The sequence below is a fragment of the Paenibacillus montaniterrae genome, assembly GCF_018403185.1.
Taxonomy (GTDB): domain Bacteria; phylum Bacillota; class Bacilli; order Paenibacillales; family Paenibacillaceae; genus Pristimantibacillus; species Pristimantibacillus montaniterrae.
The window spans coordinates 224659-248978 of sequence record NZ_BOSE01000006.1; the positions used below are offsets into that span (position 1 = coordinate 224659).

The window sequence follows — 24320 nt, forward strand, 5'->3', positions numbered from 1 at the left end:
CTTGTCATAATTAAAAATAATAGGCTTGCAACATAACGAGCTTTGATTAAGGTAGCAATAATTGACTGCATAATCATCATATGGAATGATAAAGTGGGTGATAAAAATAATGGAAATAAATGAAAAGGATACAGGACTCGGAGCAAAGGAGCAAGACTCTGCATCCCTGTCAGAGGAATGCACAGCGAGCGGCAAAGGCGGCCCTCGCGCAGGAGCAGGTCGAAAGCCGATAGGTGTGACTCGAAAAATATCGCTTACCTTGCCGCAGCCGTATTGGGATGAAATCGATCGATGCTGCTCTAAGGGCGACTACTCTATATCCGAGGTGCTTAGAGAAATTATTGAGGACTATCTTCAGCAAGCAGATCTTCTGCAATAAATTATGAGGGAGGTTATGAACATGATCCTGCAATTAAAAAATGGCGAAATTTATTATGATACAGCAGGCAGCGGAGAGGCTGTTATTTTAATGCATGGCAACTTTAACGATCATCAAATATGGAACGAGCAGCTTCCTGCTCTTGCTGAGCATTATCAAGTGATACGTTACGACTTGCGGGGTTACGGCCGTTCCAGCACGCCTGAGGCTGCATTTTCCAATGTTGCAGATCTAAAAGCGCTAATCGACGAGTTGGCGCTCGCTCAAGTTCATCTCGTTGGCTCCTCGTCAGGCGGCGGAGCAGCGATAGATTTTGCATTGGAATTTCCTCAACTGGTGCGAAGCCTTACATTGGTTGCGCCTTCCGTTAACGGCAATCGCTATCCATGGCGGATGACTTGGCAAGCGATCAAAAACTATAATGCCGTGAAGCGCAAAGGCCGTGAGCAAGCGATAGAAGCTTTTATTAGCAATCCATTCTGGCAATATTTTTTTCCTGCTGAAAGCAAGGGAGCAGCCCGTATGAAGGTTTTGCACAATGTTAGAAACAGCAGCAACTTCTACCGCTTCCCGCCGGCACTTTCTGCTGCGGTGAAGCCATACGCATTTAACAGATTGCGGGAGATTAAGGTGCCGGCGCTGATCATCGTATCAGATCAAGACCATCCCTTTAACCTTAAAACTGCCGAGACGCTGCATGCCAATATAGAAAACTGTTCCAAAATCGTAATGCCTGGCTGCAGCCATCTCCCGTTTGTCGAGGAGCCAGCAGCATTCAATCAAATGGTTTTGGATTTTCTTTCGCAGCAGCGCCTTCGTTGAGCAGATGATTCAGCCGATATGGTGAATTGCAGTCGCTACTACGAATAGAAAAAGAGCCATGGATGCATTTATGAGCTCCATCAGCATAAGTGAGCGGGACATTTTGGTCGGAGACTTCGGAAAAACGCCTGCTAAATCGAGGGCATAAACGAGAAAATATAATACGGCAATGACTTGTGCCATTAAAACAGATTGATCGTGGGAAATTAACAAGAAATAGCATGTTATATACGAGGTTATGCCAAGCAGAATGAGAAACAGATTAAATCCCCAAAACAGACCGCCTCTTAAATGCGAAAAATCTCTGTTCTCAATTGGCCCTCCCGGCACTAAAACTGTCAGTAATGTCGCATTTAAAAATAGGAGTATGCTTGCTATAATCATAAGCTCCTGCATATTGTCTTCTCTTCCCTTCGCTAATGTTTATGCCGAGCTTAACATGAAGGGAAGTTCGTGTATTGTAAAAAATAAGCAGCCATTTACAACAATATAGATTATTGCGGTCCATGCCAAAGGTAGTCAAGTGTTAGTTCAGGCAGCTGTTTTTCAAGCTGCTTGATCGTTTTTCCGGCAAATTTATGAGCGGCTTTAAGCAAATGTGATTGATCATAGTAGCGATGCTCCAGCCAATTTCTCCGCCCTTTCATCTCAACATGCTTTCTGAATTTCACAATATTGCCGTAGCTTTTGGGGGTGAGGCCGACGTCTTTTTTAAAGCCTCGTTCTAGTGTACTGACAGAAACACGAAAATGGTGAGCCATCCTCACAATGCTCAGCTGCTCGCACTCCTGCTCCACATAAGCGAGCATCTCCTCTATTCGACTCGTATCCTTCTCGTCAAGCTCCTCCAGTTTGTAAAGCAGGTAATGATTAATGGCATAAAGAGTATCGTCGATGTCTGTTGAACCAATTAGTATGCGATACAGCTTGTCCAGGCCAGCATCAACACATGCTGCTGGTACCATTTGCTCTGTTAATTGAATACCAGGGTATTGAAATAATTGCAGCAATCCCAGCGGAGTTAATGCGATGCCAATTTGAGTTAAATGTGAGCCATATTGCACATACTTCGCGCTTTTAATTTGACCAATTATAACTGAGTCGGGAATTACGGTTATCTGCTCTTGTTCCATCAACCTGTAGGCTGAACCATAGTTGAAAATAACATTGACATGACCTAGCGGCATAATCAAATCGTCCCTGTTGTCCTCAGCTAAAAAGTCGAAATCAACGACCCAAATGTAGTCTACTAATTTGCGTAATGCATCTATAGGCCTAAAGGTACGAATCATTTATCGGCTCCTTCAATTTGTAAATGGAATTTTAGACAATTTCATGAAAAAATCTCTATTCAAATAGTGACAATTTTGTTACAATGTATAGGAAATATTTCCTAAGGAGGTGTTAGAATTGTCAGCATCAAGAATTTTGAAATGGGTAACAGGATCGTTTGAGCTTATTTTGGCCATACCTCTAATTGGTGGGACCCTTGTCATTTCAAGCGGATATACTGTTTTAGGATTGATGTTTATCCTTCATATTGTAACCCTGGTACTATCGAGCAAGAACAGAGAGCCAATGTACGGATCTATACTAGGTATTATTACTTCACTCCTGGCGTGGATTCCGCTAGTAGGATGGATTTTGCATCTACTTACTGCAATCTTCCTAATGGTTACTGCCGCTCAAAAGCCAAGAGCTGCAGTTGCTCCGCCACCACCGCCACCATTCGGTACATAAGCTTTTTGTATGCAAAAAACGTCTCTTGTTTAAGAGACGTTTTTTTGTGTTAGGTTTAGACCTTTGAGCAAATGATTGCAGACTACAGTGTATTGAGCAGGTACGAGGTTCCGATCATTAGCCCAAGCACAACGCCAGCTATTAAAGACCATTTAACCGTTGTTCTCCACTCTGTACTTCCGATTACAAAGTAATGTTTGAATTTCATTGGCTCACCTCTTCGTCCATTTATTGTAAATCATAACAACAATTTCGAGCATTCGCAACACATTTGGCTTTGCAGCAAGCAGTTTTTGCAACAGGCGGATATTTGCTCCCTCTCCAGACCGATTTTGCGCTCCGACTACCGACCAGCCGAGAAGCCTACCTCTAGCCTGATTTTTCCATTTGCGGAATCACATACAATTAAGAAAACTAGCTAGAAGCGGCATACCAATCAGGCATTAGCAGGATAAGCACAAGGGTCAGGGATGAGCCTGACTCAATTAACGATCGGAGGAGATGTAAGAAGTGAAGCAGCTAATTGAATTCAGAAACGTAACGAAGGAATACAACGTTGGGGAAGTGACGATTAAGGCTCTAGCTGGTGTTGATTTTTCTATCTTGGAGGGCGAATTCGTCGTTGTTTTAGGTGCAAGTGGTGCTGGTAAAAGCACGATATTGAATATACTTGGCGGTATGGATACAGCCAGCTCCGGTCAAGTGATTGTTGGCGACAAAGAAATTACACGCTTCAATGAAAAAAAGCTTACACAATATCGCGGCGAAAAGGTTGGCTTCGTATTTCAATTTTATAATTTAATTCCGAACCTGAACGCCTTGGAGAATGTTGAATTTGCTACGGAAGTATGCAGCAGCCATTTGGATGCTAAAGATATTTTAACGAAGGTTGGCTTGCAGCATCGGCTTAAAAACTTCCCTTCCCAGCTCTCTGGCGGAGAACAGCAGCGCGTTGCAATCGCGAGAGCCGTTGCCAAAAATCCTTTGCTTTTACTTTGTGATGAACCAACAGGTGCTTTAGATTATGTTACAGGCAAATCTGTCTTAAAGCTGCTACAGGATCTGAATAAGGAAACCAATAAATGCGTTGTGCTGGTCACTCATAATTCAGCGATTGCCCCAATGGCTGATAAAGTGATAAAGGTAAAAAGCGGGATGATTGAAAGTGTAACGGTCAATCAAGAAAAACAGAGTGTTGAAGGGATCGAGTGGTAATCATGAAGCTATTTATTAAATCATTAAGGGATATCAGGCAATCTATGGGGCAATTTATAGCCTTTGTGCTGGTTATCGCGGTTGGAGCCTTTTTCTATACAGGGCTAATTACGTTAAGCGATAATCTTGGCAGCTATTCGAACGCTTATTTCAAGGAGCATAACTTAAGCGACCTGAATGTTTATTACAGTGAAATTTCGCAGCAGGATGCGCAAGCTTTAAGTAAAATTAACGGCATAAATAAACTGGAAGCCCGCTACACCTTTGATGCCACGCAGGCATTTGACAATAATCAAGCAGCATTAAAAATTCATTCGATCCCTGCAAATAACGAAATCAATACTCCGGCAATTATCGAAGGCAGCTTTCCGGTAAAATCAGATGAAATTTTGCTGGATTCCCATTATGCAAAGGAACATCAGCTACAGGTCGGCGAGCAAATCCGTATCGTTGCCAACGGAAGCAATTTGGCATTTACGATTAGCGGCTTGACTGAAAATGTGGAATACGCTAAAAAGAACGCGATCCAGGACCATAAGAGCTCTGGCTTCGCTTATATGCTGGAAGAAGCAATACCTGAAATCTCAGGCAGCTTCACCTATAACGAACTCCTGATTGATGCTCAAGATGGCTATCATATTGATACACTTGGCCAGTCCATTGAAGCACAATCCAAAGCTCTCCCCTATTTAAATCAAATCAGCAAAGAGCGGTCGTTCAGCTATTCTCAGCTGCAGCAAACGATCTACAACAATAAGATGATGAGCAGAGTTATTCCGTTAGTGCTCTTTATCATTGAAGCGGTCATTCTTTTTCTTACAATGTCACGGATCATTGATTCGCAAAGAAATCAAGTCGGCATTATGAAGGCTTTGGGCGTAAAAAATAGAAGCATCATGCTTCATTACATGGGATATCCGGTGCTGGTGGGCATCCTCGGCTCACTTCTCGGTTATGTCATTGCAGCTATTGTATTTGTCCCATTCGTCGAGACATCGAATGCGCGGTCGTACTCTTTGCCTGACATTGAATTCTCTCTTTCCCTATTGTATGTTGTACCTCCTATTCTCATCTCCAGCGCTTTCGGAATTTTGTCATGTTACTTAAGCGGGAGAAGCATATTAAAGGAACGAGCAGCTCAGGCTATGCGTCACAAGCCGCCTAAGAAAATGAAAAAGCTGTTAATCGAAAGAATTCCGGGGATTTGGGGCAACATCTCTTATAGCTACAAGCTCATTTTGAGAAACATATTTTTAAATAAACCTAAAGCGCTCGCGAGCATCGTTGCAGTTGTGGTCAGCACAGTATTGTTAATTACTGCCTTTGGCACTCAAACCTCGCTATTAAAGGTAGCCTCCCAGGTTGAAGAGGTGTATGCGTATGATCTTAGAATAGATTATAAGCTGGGAGCATCACCTGAATCGACCGCGCTGCTGCCCGACGGCATTGAAAACAGCTACTTCTTGTCGACCTTTCCTGTGGAATTTGTAAAGGGCGATGAAAGCGAAATCGCAACCCTAATTGTAACCGAGAAGGAAAATAATCTGATCCATTTCTTTGATGAACAAGACAAGCAGATCGCCTTGCAGGATCATGGGGTGCTTGTACCAAAATCGTACGCAGATCACTATCAAATTGCTGAAGGAGACCTTATCCAGCTTGTCTTTACTGCGCCAGAGCTGGCAAATAAAACAGTCGAAATGAAGGTTTTACAAATAACGAATCAATATTCGAACCCGTCATTTTACGTTACACCAGCCTATTTGCAAAGCTTGGGTATCGACTACATTCCGAACTCCTTGCTCGTAGAAACCAGTAATGTAGCAGATGTTGCAAGTACACGCAGCTTCTTTGAGAGTGAGCAGCAAGTAGAAACGATTTCAGACAAGATTGATCTTAAGGAATCGGCTCAATATATTGTGAAGCAAAACAGCTTTCTCTTTATTATGTTTATTGTTTCGGCGGCCGTTCTTTCCTTCGGCGCCATCTATACAATCTCTTCGATCAACATTTATGAACGAAATCGTGAGCTGGCAACACTTAAAGTATTAGGCTATCCTAAGCAGAAAATCAATCGGCTTATCTTTTTTGAAAACATTGTGCTTACTGCCCTTGCGATCCTTGTCGCGTTGCCAATTGGCGGCTATATGTTCACCCTTGTTGTAAAAGCATTGTCAAGCACTCACCAGCAAATTCCGAACCAATTGAATCTCGTCGTTATACTTGCTGCTGTCGTGCTGGCTTTTGTGCTCACCATACTTTCAAACCTGCTGCTGCGCCGAAAAGTGAATCACATTAATATGATCGAGTCGTTAAAAGCGATGGAGTAACAAAAAATTATCCGCGAATTAACATTTGGAAAAAGTCGTGGCACAGTAAAAGGAGCAAACCGCAAATTGTCGGGTTCTGCTCCTTTTCAAATCCTGAAGGCTTAACATGGCAAAAAATTATAGGTTGACTTATCGCGTAATACGGAGTATATTTTGTGTGTAACCGGTTACCTATACAGATGGAGTGAAAATATGATTTCAATCAAAGATGTTGCCAAGCATGCAGGCGTGTCTGTAGCAACTGTATCCAGAGTTTTGAACAATAGTGGCTATGTAGGCCAGGATACACGGATTAAAGTCGAAAAGGCGATTCAGGAGCTCAATTATAAGCCGAATGAAGTGGCAAGAAGTTTGTTCAAGAAGCAGTCCAGCACGATTGGCTTGATCGTGCCCGATATTACGAACCCCTTCTTTCCTGAGCTTGCAAGAGCTGTTGAAGATACTGCAATTCAGTTAGGATATAACGTTATTCTTTGTAATTCTGATGAAGATGAACAAAAAGAGCAAAATTACCTGGACTTACTGCAGCAGCAATATGTAAAAGGTATTATTGTTTCCTCAAATACGATGACTGCGAAGCAAATCAAGCAATTAAATATTCCAGTCGTCAGTATCGACCGCGTCATTAGCAAGGGCTTGCCGACAATTGTCGTAGAGAACAAAAAAGGCGCGATGATGGCCACGCGCTTTTTGCAGAGCAAAGGCTGTCGCAGAATCGGCCATATTAGTGGAAACAGCGGCGTATCCAATGCTGAAGAACGCTGCGAGGGCTATAAGGAAATTGTCAGTGGGGAGCCTTGGTTTGACGAAACCTATATTGTAAATGGCAAGTATGATATGCAAGCCTCTATTCAAGCAGCGATGGAGCTGCTGCAAAGACATCCTGAGATAGACGGTATCTTTGCGGCGAATGACATTATGGCGATTGGTGCGATTAAAGCAGCATATCAGCTTGGCAAAAAGGTTCCTGGCGATATTGCAATCGTTGGCTTCGACGGCATCAGCCTCTCCAAGGCAACGACTCCGGAGCTGACTACGGTACAGCAGCCCCTTTATGAAATGGGTGAGAAGGCAACCAAGATGCTGGTAGGCTTGATGGAGCAGCAGCAGGATATGGACCAGGAAAATTACCAAATATTAGACGTTGCACTTATAGAGAGAGAATCAACCTAACAAGGAGAGATAGGAATGGAGCGGAAACCTAAAATTACTGTTGTTGGCAGCATCAACATGGATCTAGTCACCATAACAAACCAGATGCCTCAAATCGGCGAAACGCTCCTTGGCAAGCAGTTTCAGATGAATCCCGGCGGGAAAGGAGCCAATCAAGCCGTAGCTGCAGCACGTCTTGGTGCTGATGTAAGCTTGATTGGCTGCGTCGGCACTGACCGTTTCGGTCAGGAAATTTTAGAGCATCTAAGCAATGAAGGCATTGACGTGTCCAATGTGGAACCGGTTACAGATCAAACCGCAACGGCTACCATTACCGTTTACGACACAGACAACAGCATCATTGTCGTACCGGCGGCCAATTATCATGTAACCGCAGCCTTTGTGGAGTCCAAGCGAGAAGCTATCGCAAATAGTGATGTTCTGCTCGTGCAGTTGGAAATACTACTGGAAGGTGTGCAAAAAGCTGTAGAAATTGCCAAAGAGAATGGCGTCACCGTTATTCTGAATCCTGCCCCCATTCAGGAGCTGCCTGAAGAATTAATACAGCAGGTTGACTACCTGACGCCGAACGAGCATGAGCAAATGGAGTTGATGCGGCAGCATAGCGGAAATATCGGCGATAAGCTGATCGTTACGAAAGGAAGTCAAGGCTTGTCGATTAGACAGGATGGGCACGAGTTGAACATTCCCGCTTATAAAGTCGAGGTCGTGGATACGACTGGTGCGGGAGATTCTTTCAATGGCGGGCTGGCTGTTGCATTAAGCCGCGGCATGTCGCTAAAGGCTGCCTGTGAATACGGCAATGCTGTTGCAGCCTTGTCGACCACCAAGCTCGGCGCGCAAAGCGGAATGCCAACCAGTGAAGAGGTAGCACAGTTTATTCAAGGAGGAAAAAACTAATGAACAAAAGACCGATTATCATTGATACTGACCCAGGGATTGACGATGCAGTTGCGTTAGCAATTGCCCTGTACAGCGACCAGCTGGATGTGCGCTTGATTACGACTATTGCCGGAAATGTTGGCTTGGATAAGGTAACGCTGAACGCTTTGAAATTGCTGAAGTTTTTCAAGAAGGATATTCCGGTGGCAATGGGTGCAGACCGTCCATTAATGAAGGACCCGATTGATGCCAGCAACGTGCACGGCTCAACTGGAATGGATGGCTACGAGTTTGAAGAGCCATCGAAGGAGCTGCTCTTGAAAGAAAACGCAGTCAATGCAATGTACCGAGTTATTATGGAAAGCGAGCAGCCGGTCACGCTCGTTCCGATCGGACCTTTGACGAATATCGCGCTTTTGCTCAAAGTATACCCGGAAGTGAAGGAGAATATTGCCGAGGTTGTGCTTATGGGTGGATCAACGGCTCGCGGCAACGCTGGAGTTATGGCAGAGTTCAATATCTATGCTGACCCTGAAGCGGCCAAAATCGTGTTCCAAAGCCATTTGCCAGTTGTTATGGTTGGACTTGATGTTGGATTGAAAGCGCTCGTTTATCCGGAAGACAGCGCACAGCTGAAAGAGATGAACGAAACTGGAAACATGATCTATCAATTGTTCCAAAAATATAGAGGCGGCAGCATGAAGACAGGCTTGAAAATGTACGATAGCTGCGCAATCGCTTATCTTTTGCAGCCTGAAATGTTTACAGTGGCTGAAACATTTATCGATGTAGAGACTCATGGCTCGCTAACCTCCGGTTGCACCGTCGTTGACCTGAAAGGATATTTGGGACAAGCCAACAATGCCAAAGTATGCCTCGATATCGATCCGCAAATGTTTAAAACCTGGTTTATGGAAAGCTTGAGCAAGTGCAACTAAGCTGATCCAATTTGCATCTTAGGAGGAACATGACTATGGGCTCTAATCTAATTATGTACGGCTCAGCGGTTATTGCTGTACTTATCGTTATTTATATGCTAATCAAGAAAATGGATATTAAAATTACATTATTCCTAATGGGGATCATTTTGATTCTGGTCGCCACAGCTATGGGCAACGATATTGCGATCAAGGATTTCGCTTCGACGGGCTCTGTCTGGCTCGATCCGCTCCAGGTCATCGTTACCCAGTTTAAACAGACCTTAACGGCTGCGGGCTTCATTATATTATTGCTTGGAGGCTACACTGCCTATATGTCCTCCATCGGAGCGAATGAAGTAACAGTTAACGCCTTGACGAAGCCCATCTCAAAAATTAAGTCGCCCTATATTTTGGTGCCTATCGTTTTCTTGCTTGGCAATCTATTGTCGCTCGTTATTCCGAGTGCATCTAACCTCGCCATTATTTTGCTGGCGACCTTGTTCCCGATTCTAAGAAAAGCGGGCATGTCAGCGCTTTCTGCGGCTGCGGTCATCGCTACATCGGCTACAATCGTACCTACACCGCTTGGAAGCGATAACGTTGCCATCGCCGAGGAATTGGCCAAGCATTCGTTGTTTGCCAACCTGTCGGTTACGGACTATGTGTTCAGATACCATGCTATCGTCTCGATCCCGACCTTGATCTTTATCGCGCTCGTTCATTATTACTGGCAGAAGCGAATGGACAAGAAAGCAAGCAGCCTGCTGGTTGAAGGCGAAGAGAATCACGAATCCAAAGAAATTACCGAGATTAAAGGCGGCATGCTGTTCAAAACTGTATATGCGATTTTGCCGATCTTCCCGATTATTTTGCTGCTGGGCACTTACGCTATTCAAATTACAACAGGCAATGCGATCGAGCTTAGCGTAGAGTCAGCAACCTTGGTATCGTTCGTGCTTGCTATTATTTGTGAGCTTATTCGCCACAAAGGCAGCAAAACTGTGCTGGAAAAAACCGAATCCTTCTTCAAAGGAATGGGCGGAGCAGTACCAATCGTCGCCCTGCTGGTTGCAGCTTCCGTCTTTGTTACGGGACTAAAATCAATCGGCTTGGTGGATGCGCTGCAGCAATCGATGCAAAACATTCAAGGCAACGGCTTGGACTTCATTCTGCCGCTTATTCTGGTAGCTATTACAGCGCTAATTGTCATTCTTAGCGGCAGCGGAACAGCCTTAATCTTCGCGATGGTGCCGTTGATGGTTCCATTAGCCGATGCAGCAGGCATTAGCCCAATTGCGATATCAGTGCCAATGGGACTTGCGGGCAATCTGTTCCGTGCTGTATCCCCGGTTGCGGCCGTCGTGCTGATCGTTGCTGGTACAGTGAAAACCGATCCGATCGCAATCGTCAAAAGAACTGCGGTTCCGATGATCGCAGGCGTTATCTTTATGTTCGTGCTGTCGATGGTTATCTTCCTCTAAACGCATATCCAGCAATCTTGGTTTGCGGAGGAATGCTTTGCTCTACAATTACGATAAACAAGGAGAGGGCTTGCTCAGATTGTCGGTTTTCACTGACTTTCTGGAGCAAGCCCTTTATGATTTATCAATTATCGTTAACGAGCATCACTAAAAAGCTTTACTGTCTTTGGAAAACGAGACGCTCGATAAATACAGCTGCCTCGGCGCGTGTTGTTGTCCTGCTTGCTTCAAGCTTGCCGCCGTAGCCTTGAATAATATTTTGCTCGACTAATGAGGCAAGTATTTGCTTTGCATAGCTTGCAACCGATGACGAATCAGTAAACTGCGCCAAAGCTGCATCGTCCTTGGCGGAAGCCAGCTGCAAGCTGTCCACCTTGTCAATTGCTTTATAGGCCATCACAAACATTTCCTGCCGCTCTATCTGTTGCTCAGGCTTAAACTCGCCGGAAGGATAGCCATTAATGATGCCTAGCTGAGCTGCTGTCGTGACGGCTTCATAGTAGTAAGCATTTGCCTCGACATCTGTAAATGCTGCGGAACGCTCTGAAGCAGCTGCAGTCAGCCCTAAAGCGCGCATCAGCATGACGGCAAAATCAGCTCGAGTTACAGGCTCATTTGGTGCAAAGCGTTGTTCATTAATGCCGTTAATAACTCCTTTGGCAGCCAATGTGCTAATCGCGTCATAAGCCCAATGCGTGCTTGGCACATCAATGAATGATTTGCTGCCGACCAGGATGAGGTATTGGCCAGGTTGATTAACCTTCGCTCTCATTCCCTCTGCCTTCTTATCGTAATAAGCATTGGGAATGGCAGTCGTCGTCTTACCATCATCCGCAATCTGTCTTATTGTCAGCTTTGAAAGCTGACTGGATTCCGCAGCGGTCGGTATATACGGAATAAACAGCTCTAATGGTCGCGCTGAGTAATTGTAATCCAGTGGCTGCCCGTTGCTATGCCATTCAATCGCGATCGCAGCTTTCGCTCCTGCAATCTCATTATCCGCTAGCGCATCGGCTTGAGCCTCCCCTGATTCATTGCGAATTTGAATGCTAATGGTTGCATTTTCATTGTCGGTAACTACTGCTGCATCAGCAAATGCTTCGCCTGGAATGAGAATACTACCAATCGGAGTAAGCAGCTCGATATCGTACGCTTCAACCTTGGCAGAGAAAAGCTGCGCTGGCACTAGAAGCTGATAAGCCTTTGCTGCTGGTGCATCCTTGTCGCCGAAAGCAATTGTTACTTTTCGCTCCGATTGTGAATTCAAGCCAGCAATCGCTGCTTTGGCCTGTTCCGAGCTTAGCTCGCCTGTCACTCTTCCATCTGCTGCTGTTCCTTTCAATTCAAAGAAAGTTGTTGGAGCAGGACTTGGGTTGACCGGACTAACGGGAGTACCCGGATAGCCTGGATTTTCGTTAGTTGGCGGAGCTATAAAGCTTAAGAAATGACCAAGCTGAATATTTCCCGCTTCATCACGAACAATTTCTAACGGCACCTCCAAGCTTTTAAAGTTGCTCTCGGAGATAACTGTTCCGGCTGCATTAGCAGAGCGCGTTCCGTCATAAAAATAGTTGTTTCTCGTTCTAGCGTTGTCAGGCACTTGATCCTTTGCAATATTTTCTGTCGCAAATGAGACGAACCCGTCAATCGTAAAGTCTGGCTTAATATGACCGTAGGTTGTGAACACAATATTGCCCTTCAAATTGTTGAAGCCAATATTATTGTAGGCGATCACTCCAGGGTTGCTATTGCTTGTAAAGCCTGCTGTACCATTATTGAAAGCAATGCTGTTGCGAATGACATGTGGAACATGAATGCCTTCGCCGCCCAGTTTAAAGCCATTGCCGTCGCCTTTAAGCTCGGTGCTGCCCATTGGATAGCCGTTGTTAAAAGCAATGCTATTCTCAATCGTTACCGCTCCAATTGCGCCAGAGCCAGCCTTCGTATACAAATCCCAGCCGTCATCCACATTATTGTAGGCGATCGCGCCGCGGAATACATTGCCAACGCCGGAAGTCAGCTTGGCGGCAAAGCCATCCGCATTATTGTCGGACGGATCACGGTTGGCAAATGACGTGCTGTTGAGGATCAAATTATAGGATGGCCAGTCTGCAATATTGGTAGAGTTATCGGTTCTGCTAATTTGCAAGCCTGTGTCTCCATGCTCATAGAAGCGGCACAGCTCAATCATATTGTGACTGCCGCCTACTGTAAAACCCTTCGTATTGCCTGCGGAACGGGCAAAATCTAAGCCGATAATATGCCAATAGTTGCCGCTAAGCACAACACCCTCTGACTTTTTATCAAAATCAATGACTGGCCGTGCTCCCTCTGCTGCCTTTAGCGTCTTCATCGCATTCGCGGTTCCATCATTGTATTTTTTAATGTCGAGCTTTTGATTGCGTACGTATTGTCCATCCTGTACAATAATCGTTTGCCCGGGAGCGACATAAGCAATTGCCGAATCGAGATCGAGCGGATTATTTACTGTTCCATCTCCCTCCGGGCTGCCATCTGGAGCAACATAAATATCTCCTTCATACTGCTTTACTGTAACGGTATGGTTTTGCACAATCGTGTCATAGCTCGTTAAAAACTCCGTATCGCTCGGCATAAAGCTGATCGTAAAGCGATTATTGCCCCGCACCAAATCTGTTGCCTTGACCAATAGTTGATTCGCTTCTATCGGCTCATCATTGACAATGATCGTATCGCCTTGCTTAATCGTGACGGAACCAGATGTGTTGGCTTTGACTTTAACTTCATACTGCTCAGTAGTTGAGGTTTGCTTCAAGGATACGAGCTCAATTGCCGGCTCCAGCGGAACAGCCGGCGGCTCTACCCGAGGTGCATCCGATGCCGCAGCAGTCACCTTAAGCTCAATATTATGAACCTCAATCGTAGCAAGCCGCGCCGTATAAAATCCTACATACATTTTATGATCCTGAACATGTAAAATATCGGGTGTGTACAAAACAGCTGGCTCGCCATCGTTCAGCTTTCCTGTAAATCCGCTATTCGTTTTCGCTAATGTCAGTTTGTACGATTGAGCGGGGTAACTGTTTTCCAGTGATGGACGCCCTTCTTGCAGCATAATCGCTTGAATACCCTGACTGCCGCTGCCATCCGGCGATTCAATTCCGGTGCGGGCAAATAGCTGTGTGCCATTCGGATTTCGCGTTCCTCCGCTATAGCCGCCGACTGCAGCAATATTCGAAGCGAACACCGATGAATCATTGGCGGTGCCGATAGCGTCGCGCGCCATTATGCCAAACGATTCTTGTCCGTCATGCTCTGGGGACTTGGCGTATTCAATTACCTTTATATCTGCCGACAGCTCGAAATTATCCTCCAGCGCATCCAGCTCAACATAATAAAAGCTAATGCCGTCGTGGTCGCCCGTCACTTTACCTGCCGAGCCGCCAAGCGCTTTTAGCGTAACGACGCCTTGCTCATCCACTTCGATCGTGTTATTGCTTGATGAGGTTGATTGTCCAAAGCGAATGCTCTTCCATTCTAGCGGCACATCGTCGCGAACATGAACCTTCAGCTCAAGCGCAGGCAGCTCGCTATCATTTGCTGAAATCGTAATTGTATATGGGCCTGCTGCGTTTGCGTTATAATTTGTCGTGTCGATGTGGTAGCGACTATCTGTAATCGCTTGCAAATCGCCGTTGTCGTAAGCAATGGCCAGTTTTAATTGCGATAGATCCAATTGCTCGCCCAGCTTGTAGGTCGTTTTCGGATATTGAATCACGGCTAACGCCACAGCTTCTTTTTCCTTAATAGTGAGCGAAAGTGTGGTTGACTGGTCACGATACGAGATCACCAGCTTTTGCACGCCAGCAGCAGATGCATCAAAATCTGATATGTTCAGCTTCAGCTCCTCTCTTGCAATGCGTTTTCTCGAGCCGTCGCTGTAATGGCCATAGACGATCATTCCATCCAATTGCAGCTGTTCATTAATGAAATAGGTTGATTTAGTTGGCAGCTGCGCAATTTCCAGGCCGGTTAAGCTGGCATCGGCAACATGAACTGTAAATTCAACCACAGCATTCGTATTTTCTGTCGAAACGACGGCAACACGATAGCTGCCTGCAGCGGTGAAGCGATGCGGCTCGCCTTTTTCATTATTGCCGTATCCATCATACTGCTGACCTTCGACCATAATCGTATATAGCTCTGGTGTAAGCTCTCTCTCCATATACCCAGCGTCATAAATCGCTTCAACCGTTAAGCCTTGCAGCTGAAGCTCCTCTCCCACATAATAGCTCGTAACAGCTGGTTCATATACGATTTCCAGGGAGGTCACCTCTAGTGCCACCACCTCATAAGCCAATAAAGCTGTTTTCCCTTTATAATGAATCGTCAGCTCCTTGCTGCCTGCTTCTGAGCTGTCAAAGCCCGTTACAATGTACTCCTTATCCGACAATACCGTCTCACTGCCGTCATGCATAACCGCTTTCACAACTAAGCCTGTTAGATCAAGCTGTTCCTGGAGACGATACTTGGTTTTCATTGCTGAAGCATCGAGCTTAAGCTCTTGAACAGCGGCTGAATCCATTTGCAGCTTAATATCGGAAAATGCAACCTTCGCATCGCGTGCAACATAGACCCCGGCATATAATTGCTCTGAAAATAAAGCATCCGCCTGGATAAGCTGACTTTCACCATTTACTGTTAATGTATAGCTGTTTTGATTTTTTTCAATTTTTAGCTGATAAACCTCATTTGCTGCTGGTGCAGTTGCTGCAGCGTACGGGTCCAGCTTAGTTTGAGTGCCGCCCTTGCCGTCAACTACGCCAAATTTATAAAAGCCTTTCATCACCGTATCGAGCGCGCCAACCGCCACATAATTCGAGGTGGTCGCTGAAGAAGAACGATGCTCGCCAACGGCGTCGCGCAGCATAAGTCCAAATGATTTTTGATTCGGTGTTGAAATCGAGGCGTTGCTGTTAAATGCCGCTACAGTTGCTGTCGCTTCTAATGTAAAGCTGGCATCAGCCGCAGCCTGATACGCCAAAAATGATAGCCCCTCATCTCCAGAGGCGACCTTTCCGCCAGTTGCCTCCAACGTGTAGCTGCCCGCTCCTTCAATGACTGGCTCTGGATTTTTATCCTCTGATGTATTTCCGCCAAAGGAGTAAAATTGCAGCTCGCCAAGCTCTGGCGGCTGTTCGGAAGCAAGCGTCAGCTCGATATTGTTGTATGTAATGTCTGCATTGCGAGCAGTAAAGAGCCCAACATAGCTCACATCCGAAGCATATTGATCAACGACATAGCTAAAACCATTTACGGTTACTACAAAAAGATTGGCAGATTTTTTTATACTGAGCTGATAGCTGCTGCCCGCAGCTGGAACGGCTAATTGCTCATCCAAATCCTGCTTCGCTTGTACAGTGCCTAGCCGATTAAATAGCTTGAGCTTTTTATCTAATGCGCCAACAGCTAAATAATCGTCCTTGGCATAGTCACTTCCATGAACATAGCTATGCACACTGTTTCTAAGCATAATGCCGAAGGAAGCTTGATTATGATCGGCAATGCTATTGACCGTTGCAGTGGCTGAAAACTCAAAATCTTGATCAAGTGGAACCGACTGATACAAATAAGCAATCCCGTCTGTTGTTGATGAAATTTTCCCGCGGTCGTTCATGCTTTTTATATGAACCGCGCCTTGCTCATCCTCAACGATGCTAAAATTGTCAGCAGTAATTTTATCTTGTCCGCCAACATCACCAAATACAGAGGCTTGCCAGTTGGAGCCTGGCTGCAGCATTGCGATTGCCGGCTCCTGAGTTGGTTCATTGACGCCTTCTTCCGCAGCGATCACCCCTATGTTCGCAGGCAATAAAAGCATGAATGCAAGTAATGAAGTGAATGTTCTTCTAATCATTTTCCGTCTCATGTGAACGCTTTCAACTCCTTGCTTGAATTTTGGATTGTACCAGTTTCTCCTTGCTACACACCACCTTCTCACCGTCTATATTGCAAGCATGCAGCACATCGTTCAATGCTGCGCCGCTGTGCCCTAGCCGCATGCTGCACGGACTATATTATGCTGAAGCGACTAGTACTTCAATAATCATAAGCTCAGCCTTTTGCGTTTCAATTAAAAAATGAACCAGAATTTTAACAAATAGTAACAAGATGCTTATTACTTCCTGAAATGATTATTCAAAGAAGAAAGCCAAACCTGACAGGTTTGGCTTTCTTCTTGGCAATCACTTACTGTTCGAGCGATTTATCGATCAAGCGAATGATCATTGCAACTGACTCGGCGCGGGATGCAGAATCATTCGGTTTGAACATTCCATTGCCTTGCCCGTTTACAATACCCGCAGCTGCAAATGCGTTGATTTGTTCTGACGCCCAGCTCGTTGTTACATCCGAGAATAGATTCGATGTGCCAGGAACATAGTTCGTCAGCCGTGCAAGCATCACAACGATCTCGGCGCGGGAAATTTCTTGATTAGGACGGAAGGTTCCATCGCTATAGCCTGTAATGATTCCATTGGCCTGTAATGCTGCAATTGCTGCTGAAGCCCAATGCCCTTGCGTGTCGGCAAAGGACGAACCGCTAGCACCCTTTAGTCCAAATGCTTGTGCAAGCATCGTAGCAAATTCAGCGCGAGTTACTTTAGCATTAGGACGATATGAACCATCACTGTATCCTGTTACTATCCCCATCCTGGATGCGCGCTCTACTACTGAAGCACTCCACGAGGAAGCTGGGACATCAGTAAAGCTTACGGCAGGAGCGGACTTCTCTTTCTCCACAATCTCTTTCACTGCTTCTACATCAACCTTGTCATTAAAGACAGGCTTCGTAGCTGTTGGTCTTTGCGTTGGTGCCGGTGTTGCTGTCGGTACCGGCGTCGATGTCGGCGCTGGTGTCGACGTTGGTGTTGCTGTCGGCGTTGGCACTGGTGCTGAAGTTGGTGTAGGCGCCGCTGTCGGAGTTGGCGTCGTCGGCTCATTTCCCGCTGCTTTCACGATTGAAAACGTGTCAACCATATCTCCTTCAATCGTACGCGCTTCCACACGAATCTCATTTTCAGTAATCTCAATAGCTGAATATACAGGCACATCTTCATCAAAAATATAATTCAAATATTGATATTGACTGCCATCATAAAATTTCCAGCCGGAAGCACCGCCATCTAAATATACCGTGCCCTCATTGGTCGTTTTATTTGGTTTTCCGTCCACCATCGGATACGTGCGTGCATAGACATGATCATGACCAACCAGCACCAAATCCACTTTCTTCTCTTCCAAAATCGGTGCAAAATACGTCTGAGTATATTCCACAAGCGACTCGCGGCCATTTTCAGTATGATAGGCCGGACGATGGAACATGACGACCGTCCATTTCTGTTTGTTCTGATCTAAATCTTTTTCTAACCAAGCTGCTTGAGCAATCATTTGCTCCTCTGTGCCTTCCGAGTTCAATACAACGAAATGCGTATCATCAACATTATAAGCGTATGCATACTGTACTTGAGTTTCAGGTCCGTTTTTCGGAAAATTGGCCCCTTTCGTGAATACATCCTTGCCTTCGCTCTTCACATCATGATTACCCAATGTTAAAGCCGTTGGCAGCGATGCTGCATAGACTGAGGTCGCTTCCCAGAACTTTTGCCATTCCTCAAATGCGCCGCCTGCATCGACCATATCTCCACCATGCATAACAAACTGGGTTGCCGGATATTGTGCCAATGCATTTGTCATAAGCTCTTGATAGGTTTGCATGCCTTGCAATTGATTAGTATGAGAGTCTGTAACAAACAAGAATGAGGTCGGTGTTGATTTGTCCTGATCGATCGTAGCATAGTCGTACCACTCCGACCAATTGCCCTCATAGCCGACACGGTATTTATAGGCCGTATTTGCTTTCAAGCCTGCAATTAAAGCATTATGGAAGCGGATTTCGCCCTTTGTTCCATTCTCCTTCATGCTTAGCACTTGCAGCTCACTTTCTGCCTGCTGCTGCTTTACATGATCGGCAGCCGGGGCTTCACCAGTTCCCCATTCACTCGCTTCAATATATTGCACATATGAGAGGGCTTGATCCGGATTTGTTTGCCATGCGACACTTAGCTGTGAAGACATATCTTCTGACACATATGTTTGAACATATTGAGGCTTATCCGTGCCGTATTGCTCGACAACTTCATAATTGACAACCTTACTGTTCTGATCACCGTTAACCGCTTGAACTTGGTAGGCTCCGAGCGCCAACGTCGTCACGTCTGTCGTGAATTGTCCGTTAGCATCTGTTTTACCAAGACTGCCGCTCAATAGCTGGCTGGTTACATCGGCTTCTGCAATATAGCCTGTTGTTTGTCCATCTGCCAACATAACCTCGAACAATCCATCCTCAGCTTCTGCCGCAGCGTAGTAACGCTCACCCGCTTTTGCAACCATTAAAATGTCTGAAGACGTATCATCGTCCTCATATACATTAGTCGTTTCCGCGTTAATTGTAACTAGCGAGCTTTGCTTTAACAACCCAGCGAACATAATGTCCACGCCTTCTTGCGGTTTGCCTTGGCGGTCAAATACTGTAAAGGTGGAAGCCGTGCCCAAACCTGATCCTGTCATCTCCAGGCGATATGGAAATGCGATGGTGTAGCGAACAGGAGCAGCGATTGGCGAGCTAGTTTGAACCTCGCCGGCTGCAAGGCTCGTATTGCTCATGGTGATCGTTTTGTACGCTTCCCCGCGCTCTAGTACAGCATGCGAGCTCACTCTGAACTGAACCGTAACATCATGCGCTGCTGCTGATAGATTAGCAAGCGCCACCTGAACCATTCCGTTCTCATTATCAATCGTTGAGTTTACAGCAATCCCGTTCGCTTCAGTTATCGTTTCAACCTGAAGAGTTTTCGGATCATAATTTAGTGAAAATGACGCCTGATCGGCACCAGCGTAATCCTGAATACTAACTTGAACAGCGTAAATTTCATTGCTTACTGCTTCTTCGTTCCCAGTCATGGACAAACGCTCTCCTGCTTGTATTGTAAAAGCGTATGCTTTCTCGGCAGGATTGCCGTTTTTATCCTTCACTTCAATGACAAGCTCATGATAACCGCCATCTACAAGTTCTCCTGGATAAGTCAACACATTAGTATCGGGAGAATAACTCACTTTATCCGTAATGTCCGTTCCGTCCAATGAAACAGATAATGAATCCAAATCAAGTCCTGATCCGCTATCAGTCAGCTCGACCTGTAATTCATCCAGCGGAGCAGTCAGCACTGCATTTTCAAGAGGAGCTATTGCTTTAATGGTAGGAACCTCGTTATCCTCATTAGATTCCTCGTAAATAAAGGTAATGTCATCCACCCAAAGTGAGCCTTTATTTTTCTTGCTCATATTCGATTGCTTCAGCTGGAAAAACAATTCAAGAACAATCGGCTCTGGCTTGCCTTGCGGCACATCCGCCTCAATATACTTCCAGCCGGACCAGTTGATGCCCAATTCGCTCTCATCATAGAATTCTGCCTGAAAGGAAGAGCCCTCTTGATCTCTAAATTTAGTCGTTAGCAAATGTCCTTCGTTGTTCCCGTAAACCCACATGCCAACTTTAATCGGATACCCTGTTACCGGGATTCTTCCCGCATTATACCCTACTTCAATTTGCGAAGGGTTATCTACAATGTCAATCATATCGTAGTCAATTCGAGCCGAGTATTGACCATTTCTTACATACTTCTTGTTATCCTCCAAATGCAGCGTAGCCTCATACATACGTTTAGGGTTAAATTTCACATCTGAAATTCCATCCTCGAAATCTTCCACCATTACATATGGCGCAGTCTCATCTGCTGCATAGATATGTTGCTTTTGACCGAAGCCAGTGCTCCACCCGCCTACCAGCAGCGAAAGCATGGATGCGATCAATATTGTTTTGCGCAATATCATTGATTTCATTACTTTTCTATCTCCTCTTAGTAAATTTCATCATCCAAGGAGTACTATAACAGTGCATTGTAAAATAAAAGCTCATAAATTATTAAGAAATAATATTTATTCATTTACATCGATATGAATAGTTATACAAAGTAATTGAACTAACTTCCAGTAAATGGAGTTCTAACTATTTTTCGAAACACAAAAAAGGCTGTACATAAAGCCAGCGAAACCCTGACAGTTTGTACAGCCTTCAACTTGGATAACTTTACTTTTCAGTAATCACTTTATCTTTGCCAATCACTACGGTTATAGAGTTGTCATTAAAGAGATTACCTATAACCACTTCCCACTGTTCATTGGCGTTATGATATTGAATATTATCAATAACAGCGATGCCCTCATTCCACTTTTCGTTTGCATAGTCAAGGCATGCTCTAATGATCTCTTTCTCACCAGGAAGTTGTTGCTCCTGTATAATCTTTTTCGCTGAAGAAACCCCTGGATACGTATCATAGCCATCGCCAAGCTTCACAGTAAGCAAGCTGCCAATCCGTTCATCTTTCAGATTGGTTATCCATACAGCATCTCTAACTTCAATTTGATTGGTAGTTGAGTGTTGTATAGCTTCAACAATCAATACCTGATCATCAGCAAAATGAACAGCGTATCCAGTTATTGATTGATCAGTTTGGTTGCTGCAGGAAAGAAGGAGCAAGAGCATACCTACAATCCACGTTTTCAGCAGCTTCATCATATAAACCCTTAAAGATTCGCCTTTATAAATTCATAGGTCATCTCCGCTACTTTTCTATTTCCAGCCTCCGAAAAACCATGTCCTTCCCCTGGAAATAGCTCGAAGCTTATGCTCGAATATAAGCTTGCAGCTTTCTTGGCACATTCAAGCGCCACGATATCATCTTGATCCCCATGAAAGATCAACACATTTTTGTGGAATTTTCCAATATGCTCAAAAACATCATAACGATGAATGCTCTCAAAAAATACTCTGCCAAGGGTCATTCCCCATAGCTCATGACTGTCAGGAATGCTGTCCAAGGTCGGATATCGTTCGTTCCAATTTTCTGCGATGCAAAATGCCGGGAATAGCAGCAGCAATCCTTTTATATCGTCTATTCGTTCATCGGCAGCTAATGCTGATACCAAGCCGCCCTGACTGCCGCCAAACAGAAAAATATTGTCGCGATCTACGTTGTCCCACTTCTTAATCTCGTCAACAACCGCGCACAAATCTTCTTTCTCTGTAAATAGCGTCATCTCCGTTGTCTGAAGGCCGCTCTTTGAACGGACCGATCCACCGCAAAAGTCAAAGCAGTATGCGCCCACACCCTTGGAAACCAAATATTCGCTATTCATAACAAAATCCGCATTCGTTCCATTATAGCCATGGCTGAAAATAACAATCGGGCATTTTTCTACATTTTCAGGCATATAGGAAACTCCATAAATTTCTCGATCCTGATGCTTGATCATTACTACGGTTTTAACACCAACACTCATTTTAAAACCTCCAATACCGGGGATGCCTGGTGGATTATAAACCATCACTATGGCAACCGTATTTTCCCTAGCTTATCGCAACACTAAAGTCACTGTCCCCCGACTTTAGTCCAGTATTTGGTATTTTAAAGCTTATTAAGCTCCTTCACAACGTCCAGCGGAATTTTCAGCTTGCGATCCTCAGTCAGCAGCCCATTCACTTCCTGCTGTACATCGGTAATTTGCGTGTAGCAATAGCCTGCAATATAGTCGGTCTCCTTTATTGCACGGTGGAGATCCTGGATTCGCTTAATAAATGACTCCTCCGATGTCTCTTGATGGCCATAGCCCCATCCCGCTTCATTCTTTAAGGCAACTCCACCAAATTCGCTGATAATGATCGGCTGCCCATTATACCGGTAGCCATCCGCATATGCGTATCTCTTCTTATTAAATGCAATCTCGTTATGGACAATGCTGTATTTGTCCGCGTACCGCTTACGGAATTCATCACCGCTCTCCACATAATCGTGAAGCGTTAATATATCCGACACCGTATGCTCCCAGCCATCATTCGAGACTACGAGCCGCGTAGCGTCAAAGGCTTTAGTCAAGTGATAGATTGACTCCGTAAACGCCTGCTGCTTCCGATCCTTGGCAACATTCATAATCCCCCACGATTCATTGAAGGGAACCCAAGTCACTATACAAGGGTGGTTGTAATATTGGCGAACGACATCCATCCACTCGCTTGTAAAGCTCTGAATCGCATCATCATTAAATTCGAAGGTGGCGGCCATCTCAGACCATACGAGCACTCCTTTAACATCGCACCAGTAAAGAAATCTCGGATCCTCCAGCTTCATATGCTTGCGCACACCGTTATAGCCCATCTCGAGAATCAAATCAATATCGCGAATGATGGCTTCTTCAGACGGCGGCGTTAAATGACTTTCCTGCCAATAGCCCTGATCGAGCAGCAAACGCTGATAGATCGGCTCATTATTCAGCAGCACCTGCCCATTTCGTGTAGAAATTTTCCGCATTCCGAAATAGGAGTAGACATGGTCCAGCTTTTCTTCCCCTCGATACAGCGTAAATTCAATATCATACAAATTCGGGCTGTCGGGCGACCAATAGCACATCTTCCAGGGCCCGTTCACTTCATGCAGCAAATCGATATCGAAGCGGAGCCATTCCCGATCGACAACATGCACCACCCGTTTCACTTGCTTGCCCTTCAAGCTAATTACGGTCTCCAGCCTTACTTCTTCGTCAGCAAAATCTCCCGCCACATGATACTCCAGCGACACCGACCTTGTATCAAGATCAGGCGTCATCTTAACCTCTTTAATATAGGTCGCATTCACATACTCCAGCCATACGCTTTGCCATATTCCGGTCGTCTGGACGTAAAAACACTCAAAGCTGTCCTTCTCCCAGCGCTGCTTGCCGCGCGGCTGAGCCGCATTCATGCTATCCTCCGCCTTCACCGTCACACGATTGCTTTCCCCATACACAATATAAGGCGTAATATCAAATGAAAACGCCGTGTACCCGCCTTGATGCCGTCCGACATACTGGCCGTTTACCCAAACCTTTGCCACGTAGTCAACAGCCTGGAAATGCAAAATGGCCCGCTTGCCTGCTGCCGATGCCGGAATCTCGATTAGACGCTCATACCAGACATAAGGGTGATGCTTCGTTTCCCCTATGCCACTCGCTTGCGTTTCATAGGTGAACGGAACCGTAATCGTTTGCGTTCCGCCAAACTGCTCCGCCCACTTTGCCTGTTCTCCTTCGTTATCATCATCGAAGCCAAAGCTCCATTGCCCATTCAAATTTGTCCATTCACTTCGCACAAATTGTGGTCTGGGATAATCCTTTATATACATTTTAGTTGTCATGTCCTATCTCCTGTTCTCTGAATCATAATGTCCGAAGACGCACCAGCCTTCCA

Annotated in this window: 17 protein-coding genes; 9 read left to right on the forward strand and 8 right to left on the reverse strand. The window is 45.3% G+C overall.

Annotated features, from left to right (window positions below; genetic code table 11):
- Positions 1–109: 109 nt before the first annotated feature.
- On the forward strand, positions 110–379 hold the full coding sequence (locus KJS52_RS16555; RefSeq protein ID WP_246563672.1) for a ribbon-helix-helix domain-containing protein: 270 nt from the start codon (positions 110–112) through the stop codon (positions 377–379).
- A 21-nt stretch (positions 380–400) separates the two neighbouring features.
- Positions 401–1201 (forward strand): alpha/beta fold hydrolase, encoded by an 801-nt coding sequence (locus tag KJS52_RS16560; RefSeq protein WP_213517295.1) that lies wholly within the window; start codon positions 401–403, stop codon positions 1199–1201.
- 9 nt (positions 1202–1210) lie between these two features.
- Here the strand turns inward: KJS52_RS16560 and KJS52_RS16565 are convergent, their stop codons facing one another.
- Positions 1211–1597, reverse strand: coding sequence for a DUF8051 family protein (locus KJS52_RS16565; RefSeq protein ID WP_213517297.1), 387 nt, complete (start codon positions 1595–1597; stop codon positions 1211–1213).
- 98 nt (positions 1598–1695) lie between these two features.
- Positions 1696–2493 (reverse strand): DUF6597 domain-containing transcriptional factor, encoded by a 798-nt coding sequence (locus KJS52_RS16570; RefSeq protein WP_213517299.1) that lies wholly within the window; start codon positions 2491–2493, stop codon positions 1696–1698.
- Positions 2494–2611: 118 nt separating this feature from the next.
- On the opposite strand from KJS52_RS16570, the gene KJS52_RS16575 reads away from it, so the two are divergent.
- On the forward strand, positions 2612–2941 hold the full coding sequence (locus KJS52_RS16575) for a hypothetical protein (protein WP_213517300.1): 330 nt from the start codon (positions 2612–2614) through the stop codon (positions 2939–2941).
- 82 nt (positions 2942–3023) lie between these two features.
- Here the strand turns inward: KJS52_RS16575 and KJS52_RS27765 are convergent, their stop codons facing one another.
- Positions 3024–3149: a hypothetical protein gene (locus KJS52_RS27765; RefSeq protein ID WP_281425615.1), complete on the reverse strand. Its 126-nt coding sequence runs from the start codon at positions 3147–3149 to the stop codon at positions 3024–3026.
- 302 nt (positions 3150–3451) lie between these two features.
- Between KJS52_RS27765 and KJS52_RS16580 the strand changes: the two genes are divergently transcribed.
- From KJS52_RS16580 to dcuC, 6 genes are all read left to right on the forward strand, one after another.
- On the forward strand, positions 3452–4156 hold the full coding sequence (locus KJS52_RS16580; RefSeq protein ID WP_213517302.1) for an ABC transporter ATP-binding protein: 705 nt from the start codon (positions 3452–3454) through the stop codon (positions 4154–4156).
- A gap of 2 nt (positions 4157–4158) precedes the next feature.
- Complete coding sequence (locus tag KJS52_RS16585) at positions 4159–6486, forward strand: ABC transporter permease (protein ID WP_213517304.1); 2328 nt, start codon at positions 4159–4161, stop codon at positions 6484–6486.
- Positions 6487–6678: 192 nt separating this feature from the next.
- On the forward strand, positions 6679–7659 hold the full coding sequence (locus KJS52_RS16590; protein WP_213517306.1) for a LacI family DNA-binding transcriptional regulator: 981 nt from the start codon (positions 6679–6681) through the stop codon (positions 7657–7659).
- 15 nt (positions 7660–7674) lie between these two features.
- A complete protein-coding gene (rbsK, locus tag KJS52_RS16595) occupies positions 7675–8559 on the forward strand; it encodes a ribokinase (protein WP_213517308.1) in 885 nt (294 codons plus the stop codon).
- Positions 8559–9479, forward strand: coding sequence for a ribonucleoside hydrolase RihC (gene rihC, locus KJS52_RS16600; RefSeq protein WP_213517310.1), 921 nt, complete (start codon positions 8559–8561; stop codon positions 9477–9479). The genes rbsK and rihC overlap by 1 nt, the downstream gene beginning before the upstream one ends.
- A 35-nt stretch (positions 9480–9514) precedes the next feature.
- A complete protein-coding gene (gene dcuC / locus KJS52_RS16605; RefSeq protein ID WP_213517312.1) occupies positions 9515–10942 on the forward strand; it encodes a C4-dicarboxylate transporter DcuC in 1428 nt (475 codons plus the stop codon).
- Between the two features lie 157 nt (positions 10943–11099).
- On the opposite strand, the gene KJS52_RS16610 is transcribed toward dcuC, so the two are convergent.
- From KJS52_RS16610 to KJS52_RS16630, 5 genes are all read right to left on the reverse strand, one after another.
- Positions 11100–16838, reverse strand: a complete 5739-nt coding sequence (locus KJS52_RS16610) for a right-handed parallel beta-helix repeat-containing protein (RefSeq protein ID WP_213517314.1) — start codon at positions 16836–16838, stop codon at positions 11100–11102.
- Positions 16839–17170: 332 nt separating this feature from the next.
- Complete coding sequence (locus KJS52_RS16615; RefSeq protein ID WP_213517316.1) at positions 17171–20881, reverse strand: S-layer homology domain-containing protein; 3711 nt, start codon at positions 20879–20881, stop codon at positions 17171–17173.
- 247 nt (positions 20882–21128) lie between these two features.
- Positions 21129–21614, reverse strand: a complete 486-nt coding sequence (locus tag KJS52_RS16620) for a hypothetical protein (RefSeq protein ID WP_213517318.1) — start codon at positions 21612–21614, stop codon at positions 21129–21131.
- A gap of 11 nt (positions 21615–21625) precedes the next feature.
- Positions 21626–22381: an alpha/beta hydrolase family protein gene (locus tag KJS52_RS16625; RefSeq protein WP_213517321.1), complete on the reverse strand. Its 756-nt coding sequence runs from the start codon at positions 22379–22381 to the stop codon at positions 21626–21628.
- Positions 22382–22506: 125 nt separating this feature from the next.
- The gene (locus KJS52_RS16630) at positions 22507–24267 is read right to left on the reverse strand and encodes a glycoside hydrolase family 2 protein (protein ID WP_213517323.1); all 1761 of its coding nucleotides are present in this window, start codon (positions 24265–24267) and stop codon (positions 22507–22509) included.
- Between the last annotated feature and the right edge of the window lie 53 nt (positions 24268–24320).

Excerpts from the sequence above, each read along its gene's own strand:
- KJS52_RS16610 (WP_213517314.1), bottom strand. The coding sequence starts at position 16,838 with ATGATTAGAAGAACATTCACTTCATTACTTGCATTCATGCTTTTATTG.
- KJS52_RS16585 (WP_213517304.1), top strand. The coding sequence starts at position 4,159 with ATGAAGCTATTTATTAAATCATTAAGGGATATCAGGCAATCTATGGGG.
- KJS52_RS16620 (WP_213517318.1), bottom strand. The coding sequence starts at position 21,614 with ATGAAGCTGCTGAAAACGTGGATTGTAGGTATGCTCTTGCTCCTTCTT.
- dcuC (WP_213517312.1), top strand. The coding sequence starts at position 9,515 with ATGGGCTCTAATCTAATTATGTACGGCTCAGCGGTTATTGCTGTACTT.
- KJS52_RS16615 (WP_213517316.1), bottom strand. The coding sequence starts at position 20,881 with ATGAAATCAATGATATTGCGCAAAACAATATTGATCGCATCCATGCTT.
- KJS52_RS16565 (WP_213517297.1), bottom strand. The coding sequence starts at position 1,597 with ATGCAGGAGCTTATGATTATAGCAAGCATACTCCTATTTTTAAATGCG.
- KJS52_RS16555 (WP_246563672.1), top strand. The coding sequence starts at position 110 with ATGGAAATAAATGAAAAGGATACAGGACTCGGAGCAAAGGAGCAAGAC.
- rbsK (WP_213517308.1), top strand. The coding sequence starts at position 7,675 with ATGGAGCGGAAACCTAAAATTACTGTTGTTGGCAGCATCAACATGGAT.
- KJS52_RS27765 (WP_281425615.1), bottom strand. The coding sequence starts at position 3,149 with ATGAAATTCAAACATTACTTTGTAATCGGAAGTACAGAGTGGAGAACA.
- KJS52_RS16570 (WP_213517299.1), bottom strand. The coding sequence starts at position 2,493 with ATGATTCGTACCTTTAGGCCTATAGATGCATTACGCAAATTAGTAGAC.
- KJS52_RS16625 (WP_213517321.1), bottom strand. The coding sequence starts at position 22,381 with ATGAGTGTTGGTGTTAAAACCGTAGTAATGATCAAGCATCAGGATCGA.
- KJS52_RS16590 (WP_213517306.1), top strand. The coding sequence starts at position 6,679 with ATGATTTCAATCAAAGATGTTGCCAAGCATGCAGGCGTGTCTGTAGCA.
- KJS52_RS16630 (WP_213517323.1), bottom strand. The coding sequence starts at position 24,267 with ATGACAACTAAAATGTATATAAAGGATTATCCCAGACCACAATTTGTG.
- KJS52_RS16560 (WP_213517295.1), top strand. The coding sequence starts at position 401 with ATGATCCTGCAATTAAAAAATGGCGAAATTTATTATGATACAGCAGGC.
- rihC (WP_213517310.1), top strand. The coding sequence starts at position 8,559 with ATGAACAAAAGACCGATTATCATTGATACTGACCCAGGGATTGACGAT.